This window comes from Neobacillus vireti, assembly GCF_036962345.1.
Taxonomy (GTDB): domain Bacteria; phylum Bacillota; class Bacilli; order Bacillales; family Cytobacillaceae; genus Neobacillus; species Neobacillus vireti_A.
Map to the genome: position 1 here is coordinate 39,861 of NZ_JBALNB010000006.1, position 14,972 is coordinate 54,832.

General features: G+C 38.9%; 14 protein-coding genes. 3 read left to right on the top strand and 11 right to left on the bottom strand.

Annotation, left to right across the window (positions count from 1 at the left end):
* Window positions 1-24: 24 nt before the first annotated feature.
* The 9 genes from V7108_RS06450 to V7108_RS06490 all read right to left on the bottom strand — a co-directional run bounded on the left by V7108_RS06450 (window position 25) and on the right by V7108_RS06490 (window position 9,657).
* Entirely contained in the window at window positions 25-834 is an 810-nt protein-coding gene (locus tag V7108_RS06450; protein ID WP_335567613.1) for an enoyl-CoA hydratase/isomerase family protein, read from the bottom strand.
* A 30-nt stretch (window positions 835-864) separates the two neighbouring features.
* Entirely contained in the window at window positions 865-2,043 is a 1,179-nt protein-coding gene (locus V7108_RS06455; RefSeq protein ID WP_335567614.1) for an acetyl-CoA C-acetyltransferase, read from the bottom strand.
* A 194-nt stretch (window positions 2,044-2,237) separates the two neighbouring features.
* The gene (locus V7108_RS06460; protein ID WP_335567615.1) at window positions 2,238-3,122 is read right to left on the bottom strand and encodes a VOC family protein; all 885 of its coding nucleotides are present in this window, start codon (window positions 3,120-3,122) and stop codon (window positions 2,238-2,240) included.
* Window positions 3,123-3,342: 220 nt separating this feature from the next.
* The gene (gene mhpA / locus V7108_RS06465; protein WP_335567616.1) at window positions 3,343-4,917 is read right to left on the bottom strand and encodes a bifunctional 3-(3-hydroxy-phenyl)propionate/3-hydroxycinnamic acid hydroxylase MhpA; all 1,575 of its coding nucleotides are present in this window, start codon (window positions 4,915-4,917) and stop codon (window positions 3,343-3,345) included.
* A 173-nt stretch (window positions 4,918-5,090) separates the two neighbouring features.
* Window positions 5,091-6,068 carry a fumarylacetoacetate hydrolase family protein gene (locus tag V7108_RS06470; RefSeq protein WP_335567617.1) on the bottom strand — a complete coding sequence of 326 codons (978 nt, stop codon included), beginning with the start codon at window positions 6,066-6,068 and terminating at the stop codon, window positions 5,091-5,093.
* Between the two features lie 38 nt (window positions 6,069-6,106).
* The gene (locus V7108_RS06475) at window positions 6,107-6,844 is read right to left on the bottom strand and encodes a FadR/GntR family transcriptional regulator (RefSeq protein ID WP_335567618.1); all 738 of its coding nucleotides are present in this window, start codon (window positions 6,842-6,844) and stop codon (window positions 6,107-6,109) included.
* A gap of 313 nt (window positions 6,845-7,157) precedes the next feature.
* A complete protein-coding gene (nadR, locus tag V7108_RS06480) occupies window positions 7,158-8,177 on the bottom strand; it encodes a multifunctional transcriptional regulator/nicotinamide-nucleotide adenylyltransferase/ribosylnicotinamide kinase NadR (protein WP_335567619.1) in 1,020 nt (339 codons plus the stop codon).
* Window positions 8,178-8,873: a nicotinamide riboside transporter PnuC gene (pnuC, locus tag V7108_RS06485; protein ID WP_335567620.1), complete on the bottom strand. Its 696-nt coding sequence runs from the start codon at window positions 8,871-8,873 to the stop codon at window positions 8,178-8,180.
* A gap of 13 nt (window positions 8,874-8,886) precedes the next feature.
* Window positions 8,887-9,657, bottom strand: coding sequence for an NUDIX hydrolase (locus V7108_RS06490; protein WP_335567621.1), 771 nt, complete (start codon window positions 9,655-9,657; stop codon window positions 8,887-8,889).
* A 331-nt stretch (window positions 9,658-9,988) separates the two neighbouring features.
* Between V7108_RS06490 and V7108_RS06495 the strand changes: the two genes are divergently transcribed.
* From V7108_RS06495 to V7108_RS06505, 3 genes are all read left to right on the top strand, one after another.
* Window positions 9,989-11,077 carry a hypothetical protein gene (locus V7108_RS06495; RefSeq protein ID WP_335567622.1) on the top strand — a complete coding sequence of 363 codons (1,089 nt, stop codon included), beginning with the start codon at window positions 9,989-9,991 and terminating at the stop codon, window positions 11,075-11,077.
* Between the two features lie 6 nt (window positions 11,078-11,083).
* Window positions 11,084-12,298 carry an amidohydrolase family protein gene (locus V7108_RS06500; protein ID WP_335567623.1) on the top strand — a complete coding sequence of 405 codons (1,215 nt, stop codon included), beginning with the start codon at window positions 11,084-11,086 and terminating at the stop codon, window positions 12,296-12,298.
* 230 nt (window positions 12,299-12,528) lie between these two features.
* A complete protein-coding gene (locus V7108_RS06505; protein WP_335567624.1) occupies window positions 12,529-13,110 on the top strand; it encodes a DUF4256 domain-containing protein in 582 nt (193 codons plus the stop codon).
* 146 nt (window positions 13,111-13,256) lie between these two features.
* Here V7108_RS06505 and V7108_RS06510 read toward each other — a convergent pair whose 3' ends face one another.
* Entirely contained in the window at window positions 13,257-14,081 is an 825-nt protein-coding gene (locus tag V7108_RS06510; protein ID WP_335567625.1) for an MBL fold metallo-hydrolase, read from the bottom strand.
* A 198-nt stretch (window positions 14,082-14,279) separates the two neighbouring features.
* Entirely contained in the window at window positions 14,280-14,963 is a 684-nt protein-coding gene (locus tag V7108_RS06515; protein ID WP_335567626.1) for an HAD family hydrolase, read from the bottom strand.
* Window positions 14,964-14,972 lie beyond the last annotated feature (9 nt).

A 14,972-nucleotide genomic window follows, 5' to 3' on the forward strand; every position in this document is an offset into this window, starting at 1 on the left:
GGATTATGAAATCACATAAATCTTTTATTCTAAGAAATTCGCTTCACGCTTTTCAAGAAAAGCAGAAATTCCTTCTTTCCCCTCTTTACTGCTTGCTCTAGTTGCGAGTAATAAAGATTCCTTACTCATTTGCGACTCCAGCGTTTCTTGAAGAGAGTGATAGAATAACTTTTTCGTTGCTCCATAGGCATTCATTGGACCTTTTGCCAACTGTTCAGCAATACTTAGGACTACTTCCATCAGTTTCTCATCGGAAACTACCTGATTGACGATTCCCCATTCACATGCCTCATCCGCCGTTAACTGCCGATTGGTATACATTAACTCTAATGCTCGTCTCATCCCGACAAGACGAGGTAAGAAATAACTCCCTGACCCATCCGGTGTTAATCCAATTTTGTTATAGGCCATCACAAATTTAGACTTCTCTGAGGCATATACCAAATCACATGCACAAGCAAGACTCATTCCAGCACCAGCTGCGACTCCATTTATAGCCCCAATAATAGGTTTGTTCATTCTTGCAAAAAGGGAAATGGCTTGATGCAGATAAAACGTCACACTTTTCAAATGCGAGCTTATTTCATCTCCCTCTTGGGCAAAGCTTTTTAAATCGCCCCCAACTGAAAACTTATTTCCAGCACCGGTAATCACAACTGTTCGAATACTTTCACTCTCAGAACAAAAAATGGCGACTTCCATTAATTCCTTGGCCATTTGCAAATCAAGAGAATTGGCTGCTTCTGGACGATTTAACGTAATGACTCCAACATGATTTTCAATAGATAAAAGGACTTTATTGTTTTCCAATGATCGTTCCCCCTCATACTTCATCCAAATTTCACTCCGATATCTTCCAGTGTCTTACACAGACTCAATAATCATGGCAATGCCTTGACCGCCGCCAATACACAGGGAAGCTAAACCATATTTCAAATTCCTTTTCTTCAGCTCAAGTGCTAACGAATAGGTGATTCTCGTACCACTTGCACCAAGGGGGTGACCGAGGGCGACCGCACCACCATTAACATTTACTTTTTCCTGGTCAACCCCTAACTCTTTGATCACAGATAATGCTTGTGCAGCGAAAGCCTCGTTAAATTCAAACAAATCTATGTCACTTAAAGAGAGTCCAGCATTTTCCAACGCCTTTTTACTTGCTGGAACAGGGCCAATTCCCATAATTTTTGGGTCTACCCCTGCCACTCCCCATGAAACAATCTTGGCTAATGGCTTTAAATTATGTTCAATTACATAGTCTTCAGAAGCTAATATGACAGCAGCAGCACCATCGTTAATACCACTGGCATTGCCTGGGGTTACTGTCCCATCTTTCTTAAAAGCTGGTCTTAATTTGGCTAATCCTTCTACATTCACATCTGTTCTAATATGTTCATCCGCCTCAATCACGGTTTCTTTCCCTTTTCTACCTTTTATCACAACGGGAACAATTTCATCTGCAAATCTTCCGAGATCCCTTGCCTTTCCCGCCTTTTGCTGCGATTGAACAGAAAATGCATCTTGCTCCTCACGAGAAATGTTATATTTTTCTGCCAGATTTTCAGCGGTCATACCCATTCCACAACCCACATATTGATCAACCAAAGTTTCCCACAACATATCTATCACAACAGGAGCTTTATTCGGTGAACCAAATCGGGTTCCCTTTATTATTTGCGGTGCTGTACTCATGCTCTCGGTACCACCAGCCACAATGACTTTCGCTTCTCCTAACGCAATGGACTGTGCTCCTGATACAATTGACTGCAAGCCTGATCCACAAAGTCGATTCAAGGTTAGGGCTGATGATGATTCTAACATGCCGCTTTTTAAACCAATATGTCTGGCCAAATAGGGTGAATGTTCAGCAGTTTGAATTACATTTCCAAAAATGATTTCATCTATATCGGAAGCTGGAATACCGCTTCTTTCAATGGCTCCTTTTGTTGCTGCCACACCTAAGTCAACATCACTAACATCCTTAAAAGACCCACCATACGTACCAAAAGCTGTTCTCGCACCATCAATAATATAAGTTGTCATTGTTTTACTCCTCCATTCATCTCTTTTACTAGTAAAAACTTATCCTATTACTATGTAGAATTTTGTGAATCAATATAATAGGTAAAGAAGAAAGGGGATCAAAAAAACTGCTTCTAAGCTCTCAATGTCCCCTAATTTCCTATACCTGTTGGTTTTAGTCTAGAACTATAATACCCATTTCTAAAGAAGACTTCTTACACTTTTGCCAAGTCTAATTCAAATTCAGTGCCCCAAGCACTTAAGGCTTCCCAAACTTTTGGTTTTTGGGGCAGAATTTCATGCCATGGACGAGGCTCGAAAATTCCAAGTTCTGAAATAAAAACGTCCATGTCTGTATATAATTCCACCACATTTTCTTCTGGGTCATGATGGTAGGTGGCAATGTTATGTCCAGCAGTATGTCGGGATGGTCCCCAAAGAACAGGACGTCCATGCTTCGCTAATAGATCAGAACTGGCATATTGATGACTTGCGTCTTTTAATTGGAAAGCAATATGGTGCAGGCGCGTCTCCTCTGATGCGACAATATTGATCACATGGTGATCGGTATTACAGGTTAAGAAATTAGCGAAATCTACTCCGATTTGATCGGTAAAGGCAAAATTTAAAACTTCCTGATAAAATTTAATCGTTTCCTTAAAATTTTTCGCATAAAAAGCAATGTGTCCTAGTTTAAGAGGAACAATTCCTGAACTTCCAAAACCAATCGCAGTTTGTTCCATCTCCGTAAAGATTTCAAGTACATTCCCTGCTGGATCCTGCAATTCTAGGAATCTTGAAATACCAGGTTTCGCGTCTATTTTCATACTTGAGGCAATCCCTTGGGAATGGAGTTGCTCCTGTACTTTTTCGAGTGTCATCTGTCCATCTAATTGATAGCCATATCTGCGAATTGCCTTTTCTTCTGCAGGTGTAATGACAATATTATGATGATCAAGGCCGTTACTTAAATAGGTCACTCCGTCCTTTTCCTCCGTAACCCGATATCCCATTGTATGGGTATAATAGTCCACCATTGCACCGGCATTTTTTGCAGAAAAATCAACATAAGCTAATCGAAATACTTTTACATTGGACATCATACAATCCCCCTAATTTGGTTAATTTAAAATTATTTGAATCCATTCATTAGCATTCTTACAAAAAAACATAGTATAATTACTTTTTAGACTTTTAGCCGAGTCTATTAAAATTTGTTTCTGATTTGCCCTCAAGTAATTCAGAAACGTATGCTAAAGGATCCCCATCCTTTATGCTGGTACAGTAGCTGCAATAGAAACGAATATTCCCCAATATTGGTTATCTCGCAGTTGCTGTATTTATGAATTGATCCATTTGTTTCACTAAATTATCAACGACTAAAGGAAACTCAGCTAAAACTTCAGTACCCCCGAAAATGTAAAAGTCTGGACGAACAAGAACAGCCTCTAATCCTGTTTCAATAAAATATTGTTTGTAGTTACCATCAACATCGACCACTAGATTTGAAGACTCCTGTGTTGTGTCGGAAGATTCTGAAACCTGAATGAATTTTGCACCTATGTTTTCAAGAAAGCTGATTTGTTCTTCACTCAATACCTTCCTCGGATCATCAATTGGACTCATCACAATCCATCCATCCCCAACTAGGTCATCAAACAACCCTTCTTTGCCTTGATACTTCACCTGACTTTGAAATGAGAGTTTCCCCGTGTATTTGCCTTGCTGATAGAGAATGCCATCCGTCAAAAATGGAAATTCTGGCATAGGTGGAACACTGCCCGTGAAAAATGCTTCATCCCGTTTGGCAGCAGCTTCTGGATCGGTTACGCAAATGACATTTCCTAAAAATAAAGCTGCCTCGACTACATCACGATTATGCGGTATCCGTTCTTTCGTATAGGTATCGAGAAGATTGTCATTAGCAAGACCCTTGAGGACCAAATCGAGTTTCCATGCTAGATTCTTCGCATCACGAAGTCCTGCACACATTCCTTGACCCATGAATGGCGGAGTTAGATGTGCAGCATCCCCAGCTAATATCACTCTTCCCTTTCGCCATTCATCCACCCATTGTGCCTTAAAAGTATAGATTGCGTGTCGTTCTAACACAGAGTTCGCAGGGGTAATATCCCAAGGCTCCAATAACTTCCATGCCATTTCTTCCTTGTTAAGGTCTTCTTTTGTTTCACCTGGAAGAGCCATGAATTCCCAGCGCCTTCTACCGGGGCCGCCTGATACAACTGTCGTAGGCCGTGCTGGATCACATACTTGCAAATTCATTGGTTTCCATTCTCTTTCTACTTGCGGAATAATATCTACCACAAGCCAATCGGCAGCAAATCCAAGATCCGTTATTGTATGTTCGATATTTTTACGAACAAAACTATTGGCTCCATCACAGCCCACAATATATTTTGCAGTAATCTGGATCTCTTCACCCTGTTGATTCTTTACGATTAGCTCTACATTATCGTCAAATTCTGTAAGACCAATTGCTTCATGCCCTAGATTTACATTGACTGTAGGCTGGTTGCAGCAGGCAGCATCTAATAGATTCTCAAGTTCAGGTTGATTAAAGAACATATGACCTGGCCACCCAGAAGCACCGAAGCTAGAAAAATCCAATTTTAAAAGATTTTGCCTTTCACCATTACACCATTCATAAAAGTCATCTGCGACCTGAGTAATTCTATCAATCTCGCTTGCAGGAAGGACTGATTGCAAAATCCGCGCTGTTTCATCATCGAAATGAACAGCTCGCGGCAGAGGATAGGATGTTTGGAATCTTTCATATACACCGACTTTCCAACCCTTTTGACCAAGTAAAGTAGCTAATAGCTTAGATACCGGCCCGTAACCAACAATGGCAACATCTACATTTTCTTTTTTCATCCATCATACCCCTATCATTCTTTTTAGTTTGTGTATAAAAACTGCAATGAAAGCGGATTCATAAGTTGGAATTAAAAATAGCCTTTTTATTCATCTCAAAGTAAATATCCTTAATAGCTTTGATAAAAGGGACGCTGGGATTGGGTATAAATCCCAGCTATTGATTTTTAATTTTAAGAAACGGTTACTTTACTTGCTACTACTTTGTTTATTTGTTCGCCAAGGTCGATACTTCCATCTGAACTCTTGATTTGACAACGAACTACATCTCCATCTTTGAGGTATTTCCCATTATTAATTTGGTTTTCCACAAATAAATCCATTTTCTTTTGGTACGGAACTGCTGGACTTGAAATCGTTCCTAACATTTCTGGAGTAAGAGTTAATGCGACACCTCCAGTTGTACCAGTGATGATTAAATCACCTTTTGAAAGATCCATTGTTTCTGAAAGCTCTGTAATCGTTTCTGCCGGTTTGAAAATCAGTTGACTGGTGTTCGTTGATTGGCGTAATTCATCATTTACCCAACATTTTAAATTTAGATCATGAATGAGGGCTGCCTCTTCCTTATCAAGCAGGTATAGAAATGGTCCTGTAGGTCCAAATGTACGGTAGCTTTTCCCTTTTAACCATTGTCCTTCCGTTAGTTGAACATCCCGAGCGGAAACATCATTAAAAATGACTAGCCCGGCAACATATTCATGAAGATTCTCATCTGTTACTTCTACCGCTTCGGTAATCTCTGTTCCAATGACAAGCCCTAACTCAATTTCATAATCTAGGAGCTGAACATGGGACGGACGAATAATTTCGGTATATGCACCACTAAGCGAACTATCAGCCTTACTAAAAATCATGTTATAAGGTGGACGGGCTGCTTCCATTCCAGATTCGGCACGGTGTGAAGAATAATTTGCCCCCTGACAAACGATCCTTGCTGGTTTCGTTACTGGACTTAAAATTGTCACCTTATCCAATTCAACAGATTCACTCGTTCCTTGTTCTTTTACTTTCCTTGCTTCTTCGGCCCCTGTTTCTAAAAATTCTGCCAAAGAGTTATAGCTATTTTTTAATACGAGAATTTGATCGGTTGAAACAACTCCCCATTGCTGTTTATTTTCCTTTTCAAATCGTACCACTTGTAATCCCATTTTTTCTTGCTCCTCTCATACCCTTAATTTTTATATTTTCAGTCTTGAAAACCATATATTTTTTCCAAAATTCTCTTTACCCGCAGGATTAAATCAGTCATTTTTTGCCTGGCTAACTCTTCATCCCGTGCTATGATGGCATCATAAATAACTCGGTGTCTTTTAAATACTTCTTGTGTCGGCGAATCATATGGTGATTCGGGAAGATTCTTTGATGCTTCTAGCGTTTTTTCGCGGCTTATAACTAGGGCTTTTCGAAGGGTTTTAACTGTGTTAATGATGAGATCATTGTGAGAAGCTTGTAATATGCTTTCATGGAAATCATAATCAGCACTTGCCCATGCCCTTTCATCGCCGATGGATAGTTCTAATCGCTCAAAAGCGTCTTTTATTTTTACCATATCTTGGTCCGTTGCCCTTTTAGCCGCTAATGCAGCAGCTGTAGGTTCAAGCCCTAATCGCACTTCGGTTAAATGCACCAAAAAATCGGTATTCTTTTCGTCTTCGAGCACCCATGTTAATACATCAAGATTCCACCATTGCCAATCCGAACGCGGAAGTACCACAGTACCTGCTCTTTGATTAGACCTGACAAGTCCCATTGTAGATAATACTCTTAAAGCCTCACGAACTACTGTCCGGCTAACATTAAGCATTTCACCCGCATCTTCTACCTTTGGTAATAGTTCTCCTGGAGGTATTTCCCCAGTCACGATTTTCCTGCCAAGATCATGAACAAGTTGTTCACTTCTATTTTTCGCTTTCAGTTTGACCACTTCCTCTTCTCCAATCTTGATGTGAACTTTCCAAATGAGATAGATTATTTTTATAAGGATTAGAGGTTAATTAAAAAGGAAACGCTTCCATTTGTGAAATAAATTGGTAAGTAAACACCTGCCTTTTTAAAGTAAACTCTTAAAACTTTTAAAATAAATATTATTTATCTGATTATTATAATAAATAATATTTATTTTACTGTCAATATATTTAAATAAAAAAATTCTGAAAATACACAAAAAGAGACACCATTTTATGCCGTGTCTCTTTGGTGGGACCCTTCTCCTTTTTGGTAGTGCCTGAGTGTGATTTCTACTGCATTAATCCTTCAATGCTTTCTATAGCACCATTAAATCGATTTTCATAGTTTCCGCTTAAGATTTTATACTCAATATCTTGCCGATCTAATAATTTCCTAAGGTCATGATTATTTTTAACTCTGACATTTTCTTCCCCATGAACCCTTAACCCATCATCTACCCACTTTACATCGGGCTCTAGGAATAACCAAAGGTCGTAGTCTTGTAGTTTTGCAATTTCATCCAGCACTGGTTGATGTTCATCATTGTAGAGGTTTGAGTAGAATTGCGTCACAATCGCTTCTGTATCTATAAAGACGATTTTATTTGCCTTCTCAATGGCATTGTATTCCGCCATTTTGTGTCCATAGGCAATTTTTTGATAATCTTCTTTTATCATGATCCCATCACAGCCGCCTAATTCTTCACAGAGTGTTCGGCCATATTCTTCTACATAAGTGGTGTTGTAGATCCTGGCTAGGTTTCTCGTCAACGTTGATTTCCCGCAGCTTTCTGTTCCCACCACAACAATCTTTTTTACAAAATAGGGTTTGACGAGGTCAGGAATGAACTCCCAATGACGGAACACCCCTTCTCTCCTAATCGCAGTGGCTGAAATGTTCACATGGGTACGCATTGGATCAATCAGTTTGTGGATGGCATTAGGATATAATTCTTTAAAAATATCATTATATTCAATTTCGGAACTAAAAACGTAATCAATTGGTTTTCCTATTGCCTTTTTAATTAATTGTGCCCCTTCTGTCCAGTTATAGTTATCATTATCTTGATTATCTTCAATGCTAACTACTTTTACATGTGGCATATCTCTTGTTAGTTGGGATAACCAGCGCAAACGTATTTGAGCGGGAATAAAGTTCATTTTCGTATTCCGGCACAGCTCTCTGTCACGTATTTCGCTATGAGATAAAACCACATAAAGTTCATCAACGATTGCTGAAGCATGAACGATGGCATACACATGACCAAGATGCAGTGGCAGGAATTTCCCTCCGAAAAAACCGACTGTCATTTACGCCGCCTCCTTTACCTGTTTTTTGTATAGTTTTCTCCAGTTGATATATCCGTAAATGCTGTTGATTAGGAATGCTGACCACATGACCAACATTGAAAAGTCATTTCCACCTTGGGTGAGGAGAGCTGTTAGCCATAAAAAAATCGATAAGATATTAACAGAGATCCAAAGCAGCCATTGTTCCGCAAACCGCTTCAACATCAATATTTGTGCAGCAATCGATAATACATTTGTGGCTGAATCTGTCCAAACAAGCTTGCCGCCTAGATATTTTAAGAAGAATCCATAAGCGATGGTAAAAATCACAATCAATCCAATCGTATAAATCCAACCTTTTCTTGTAAGGCTTTGAACGGTTACATCTTCCCCTTTCACAGCTTGCACCGTTTTGTTCCTTTTCCATAAATAGATCCCGATAAATTGAACGGGGAAATAAAACAGTGCGTTTAACATCACCTCACCATAAAGATTATAACCGTAAGCAATATAAGCGTACGTTAACGTTTGGAAAATACCAAAGTAATAGTTTGCAATTTTCCCCTTCGCAACTAAAACGACGCAAAGCATTCCGCTGAGGGAAGATATCAAGCCAATAAGCGAATCCTCCCATGCCAAAAATAGATACAAGTTCACCAAAGTAAAGGTAAATAACCAGCCCATTTCAAAACGAGACCAGTTTCTAAATATTCCCATTACACTCTCTCCTTTATCCTTGTTGTTTATTTCGATATACGGATACAATCGGTTGAATTTCATTAAAGCGGTAAAGCTGTGCTGGTGTTTTCGAATAACGATTGGATTTCTTCAGCTTTCCGTTTTCTGACACTGCTTCTAGGAACGGAAGTGTTGGTGCTTTTCTATAAAATGCAGCATCTGTCGAGATTGACGGGTCATCCAAAACTGTTAGTAAAACCCCTTGCAATTCAGAAAGCACAAATTCTTCAGGTAAAAAATGCTTCGCGAGGGTGGTTAGCGCCATATCCTTGCGAATAAACCAAATCGCGTCATCTATAATTTGGCGATGGTCGAAAGCAAGCCCGAGACCCAGGGCTTCTTCAATCGAAAATAGTTGAATATCAGCTGCGTCATTGGTTGTTTTCCGACTTTTTAAAGCTGATTCCTTGGCAATAACATAATGTGCATTTGAAATAACCCATCCCCGGCTGTCTCTTCCAGGGTTATCGTAGGTGCCAAAATGTTTAATTTTTAATCTCCCGACACCTGTTTCTTCCAATAGCCGGCGTTCTGCTGCTTGAATCGCTGTCTCGCCAGGGCGAACAAATCCCCCTGGCAGCGCCCACTTCCCTGCTTCAATGTTGGGATTGCCTTCATGATCACGTTCACTACGATTTATCAGCATTATTTTCAATGTTTTTAGCGGCGGCTTATACTCCCCAATAATCTCTGATGTAATTGTAAAGACAGCAATATCACTCGTATATCCATCTGGTGTGGTAAATTGTTGATTGGTTTTCATCTACATCGCTCCTTTAATTAACAATTTGTTAATCGTTAATTAAAATATATTCCATTATTTGTCGTTCCGTCAAGCAAATTTTGAAAAAAAACTTACTCTACAATAAATGAAGAGTAAGCTTCGCCACGGGACTGTAATTTTAATTATAGCTGCATGTATATATTGTAGAAGCTGTATGGATTTTTGTAGAAGCTGTACACTTTTTTGTAAGAACTGTACGGTCTTTTGTAAGAACTGTACGGTTTTTTGTATTTAACCGATACTCCCTTCTGACAAACACCAATTTTCCGCCCAGACATAATGTATATATAAAATGTCAGGAGGTTTTTGTATGGAGAAGGAACAAGTACCAATTTCAAAATCACCGCGATCAAAGTGGCATCATTTTGAAGTGATTGGAATATTGTTAGTCTTTGGGTCTTTGATTCTTCTTTTATTTGCACCAAATTCACTTTCCGCCCTTTTTGATACGATTATTAAAGAAGTAAAACCCATCGTCGTAGATATTTTTCTAACAAGTGAAGTAGGAATCGCCATTATTGTAAGCGTTATTGTTGGAAGGATTTTGGAACGTCTAGGATTTACGGATGGTTTAATCCGATTATTTGTCCCAATCATGAAATGGTTTAGAATCAATCCAGCCGTTATCATTCCGAGTGTTTATAATATCCTCGGTGATATTAACGCGGCCGGAAAAATCTCTGGACCGATTCTTGTCAAAGCAAATGCAACCAAAGCCGAGCAAAAAATTGCTGTAGCCACGATGATTCAATCGCCGCAATCGTTTGCAACCTTTGTATTGGGACTCATTGCCCTTTCAGCGTTCAACATCAATGCCTTTCCACTAGTCATACTTTCAATTTTTGTTCCCATCATTGTCGTACCTTTTCTCTTATCAAGAACAATTTATCGTGATACCAAGAAAGTAGAGCTCGAAGATTTACCACGCTTCACGCCAACAACAAAATTTTTACAGACCATCTTCTCATCGGCTAAAGAAGGAGTCGAACTGCTGTTTTTAATTATTATTCCAGCCGTTGCTGCCGTCTTTTTCTTTATTGGAGCATTAAAATTCATTGGTGTTTGGAGCGTCATTGAATCAAACCTTTCAACTGTTCTTACCTTCTTAAGTATTGAGCCAGCTACCGGAATTGTGTCCATTCTCGCTGCTCCGACACTTGCGGTTGCACAGTTAGCGGACCTAGCTAGCACCATTGATCCACGTTTGGTCGTTGGCTCCTTTGTCCTAGCAAATTCAGGGCTGCCGTTATCCGTTATTTTTGGGCAGGTGCCTGCCACCTGGGCAGAAACATCCAGTCTAAATGAAAGAGAGACGTTAGAAGCTGCTATTATCGGGATGATTCTGCGATTTATTACAGCATGTGTATTGGGGTATTTTTTAACTCCATTTTTGGTGTGATGAATGATGAATTATATGATTCGAGGCAAGAAAATCGTGACCGTCAGCGACTTAAAGACAGTGGAAAACGGAGCAATGGTTATCGAAAATGGGAAGATTGCTGAGATTGGTCCCTGGGAAAAGTTGAAAAAGAGATGCCCAGATATGGATGTGGTCGATTGTTCTAGTTATGTGATTACTCCCTCTTTGGTCGATTGTCATACTCACTTATTGGAATTTGCACCAACCTCTCTCTATCCCGTTACGCCTGTAACTCATTTTTTAGCTGCAAAAGCTATTCTTTTTCATGCATTATCATCGGGTATCACGGCACTTGGTGAGCAAATCTGCGGTCATCCGCTTTGTAATTTTTCAAAAGAGGATTATCAAAAAGCCGTTCTTGATCTTCCACTTGATATTTCTTTTGCAACAACTAGTATTTCCATCGGTTTCGAAAACTTGGCTCATTTCACGTCAATCACACAATCGCGAGGAGTGACCCAATTCGATTTAACCGATCCTGTTTTGGTGCAAATGATCGCTCTTGAAAGTGATTATCCGGGTGAAAATATCTTTATCAATGCGACACCGGCAAACTTTACTGAAAAAGAAGTACCGCGAGCTGGAGATATTATATATACGTTAGAGGAATTGCAACAGGTTGTAAAAATTTATCACACTTTAGGAAAAAGAATTGGTGCCCACGTTGCTGGTGAGGAAGGAATCAAAATCGCCTTAGAAGCAGGAGTCGATGTTCTGCATCATGCACATGGAATTACAGATGAGCAAATTGATTTAACAGCAAATCAAGGAGTTGAAATTGTTGCCACACCAATGGGTGGTACACATTTAAAACCAAACTCACCTGAGGAAATTCTCAAATTTTTCGAAAAAGAAATTCCTGTATCGATATCAACAGACTCCTATCTACCTCCTTACCAAGGAACTTCCTGGCTGCCATTTTCTAATCAATCATTGAAGGGTCCAGATGTTTTAATGCTCATTGCACAGCCAGCGATGCAGCTTTTAAAGAAACATAAATACGATGAAAACATGATTCTAGCGCTACTAACAAATAATCCCGCTAAGTTATTAGGAAAACAAAATCAGTTTGGAAGATTAGAAGTTGGTTTAGATGCAAACTTTTTAGTAGCTGAGGGTGTTCCGGGACTGGAGATTACAGATATTAATAAGATCAAGAGTGTTTACTATAAAGGTGTTAAAGTAATTGACCGGAATTGACCATTGAAATCTGTAATGACGTGCAAAAGGATCGTAAAAATAATGGCAGACCCCTTCGCAATGAAAGCGTCTGCCATCTATTATCATTAATACAAGCTTTTTAGTTGAAACAGGGTAATGGTAGAATATAAAATAAATCTTGGACCATAGCTGATTAATTGGCTATTTTTATAGCGATAATAAATATCAAATACATAAACCAATCGATAAAAAACAAAGGGGAAAATAATATGACTAATAGTAATAAAACCAGTGATGTAAAAGAGTTGTCATTAGAACAGCATGAAGAATTACTTCGTACATTGAAAGCCCGTTTTGAGAAACACATGAACCGCCATCAAGATCTTGAGTGGGCAAACGTGCAGGCAAAACTGGAAGCTAATCCTCAAAAGCTGTGGTCGCTCTATGAAATGGAAAGAACCGAAGGGGAACCGGATGTTGTGGGTTATGATGAAATGACTGACGAATATATTTTTTGTGACTGTTCAGCCGAAAGCCCAAAAGGCCGCAGAAGTGTTTGTTACGACCGAGAAGCACTGGATGCTAGAAAAAAACATAAACCGGAAAATAGTGCTATGGATATGGCAGCTGCGATGGGTATTGAACTATTAACGGAAGAACAATATCGAACGTTACAGAAACTTGAAGCTTTCGATAAGAAAACGTCAAGCTGGGTACTAACTCCCCCTGATATTAGAAAACTTGGCGGTGCGCTTTTTTGCGATTTTCGCTTCGGGACTGTCTTCGTGTATCACAACGGTGCGGACTCTTACTATGGTGCCAGAGGGTTCCGTGGCTCGCTTAGGGTCTAAATTTTTCATAACAGCTAAATAACGGTTCGCCTGAAGAAAGGATTTTTATTCATTCTTCAACAACTGTTCTGCTTTTTTAAAAGACCATCAAAATGGTCTTTTTTTTGGGTCGAAACCTACATCCCCCTTTGCCGAGGAAAAATGTACTATTTTTTAACCTGCTTGCTTTCATTCAGGATTGACCTAACAATATGCAGTGTATCCCATTCTCCACCAGAAAGTTTTACAATCGGGTATTGTTTTGGAAAGAGCTTGTTTCGGATTACTTCAGCTGTGTCCCCTTTTTCATGTAAAGTTAAAACATCTTGTTGGATGGATATCAAATAGTCACGTTTTCGTTCAAGCGCTGTACGGCCATCTTCCAAAAGCCCAGCATGGCTGCAAAACACATCTTTAAAATCATATGTTAACACCCGCTCCAATGAATGAATGATTTCAGGGATACTTTCTTCTTCTAGTAACACTTTAGTCTGCTCACGTACAAATAAATCCCCTGTAAATAGCTGCCCTGTAGTCTGATTTAAAAAGGCTTTATGGTCAAAGCTATGCCCAGGCGTATCAATTACTTCCCATGTTGCATTTCTAGATGAAAATCTTTCAGGCATAGCCATAGCCTGAAATGGCTTTCTACTCCCCCAAAAAAGCTTCCGATACAAAGGATAATCAGCCCGTTTCTTACAATATTCAATCGTTTTTTCATGTAAATAGATTGGCACGTTCTTTGTCTTTTCAATATAAGCCGCGCAGCCAGTATGATCTTCATGAAAATGTGAAATCATGACTTGATCAAAATCAGATACATCAATAAAGGTTTGAAAATATTTATGTAAAGATTGAGAACCCGTATCGATTAATACACCATCTACGAAGTAACTATATACATTTAATGAAACACCTTGGAATTTCACTTTTCCATTCACGTAGGAAACTCCATGTTTCTCTCCTGCAATGTAAGATTTCTTCAAGAGCACAACTACATCTCCTTTCTATTAAACTAAAATATACCATAAATAACCAAATTAAAGAGTCCAAAATTAACATTATGTAAGGTCGATGTAAAAAATAGTTCAATTGGATTAACGTAATTCGGCATTAATATTGAAAAAAAGAGTCTCAAGGGAACATGTCCTTTGAGACTCTTTTTTGAAGAGAAATCTAATATCGAACGATTAGACTAAACTTTTTACTGGTTCTTTTATAATTTCCCACTTCTTATGATTCGCTAATTCCAAAAGACGGGGTTCTGGGTTAACTGCTACAGGATTTCCTACTAATTCAAGAACATTTAAATCGCTATAACTATCTCCATATGCAAAGCTATTTTTCCAGTCTACATCGGAACTCGATAAGTGGGCATTTATAAATTCTGTTTTGCGTTCACCGTAAATATAGTTTACGGGAGTGTTCTTATTCAGTTTTTCATCATGATACGGGATACTGCTTCCAATGATACAATCAAAATTAACATTTTTCGTGACTGAATACAGGAGTGAATCATAAGCTCCGGAGACAAGCATCGTGTAGTAGCCATCATTTCTATGTTGTGCAAGTCTATGCAACATGGTTTCATTAAGGTTCTGACTCATAATCCCGCCAATTTGGGAAAAAAACTGATCAATTTCTGTTTTTGGAGATGAACCAAAAGAAGCAATATAGCTTCTCATGGAATACTCTTTCATTTTTTGTTCGGGATAAAGTTTGCATTTATATGCAAGATAAACCGGTAAAATCCTAAGAAAGAAATTCCGATACTTCTGAAAATGAATCGGATGATTCTTCAAATGACTCATCAAAAGAGGAAAAGTCTCTTTAGGAAATAAAGTTCCATCAAAATCAAAAATTGCTACTTTCATCTAATCAGC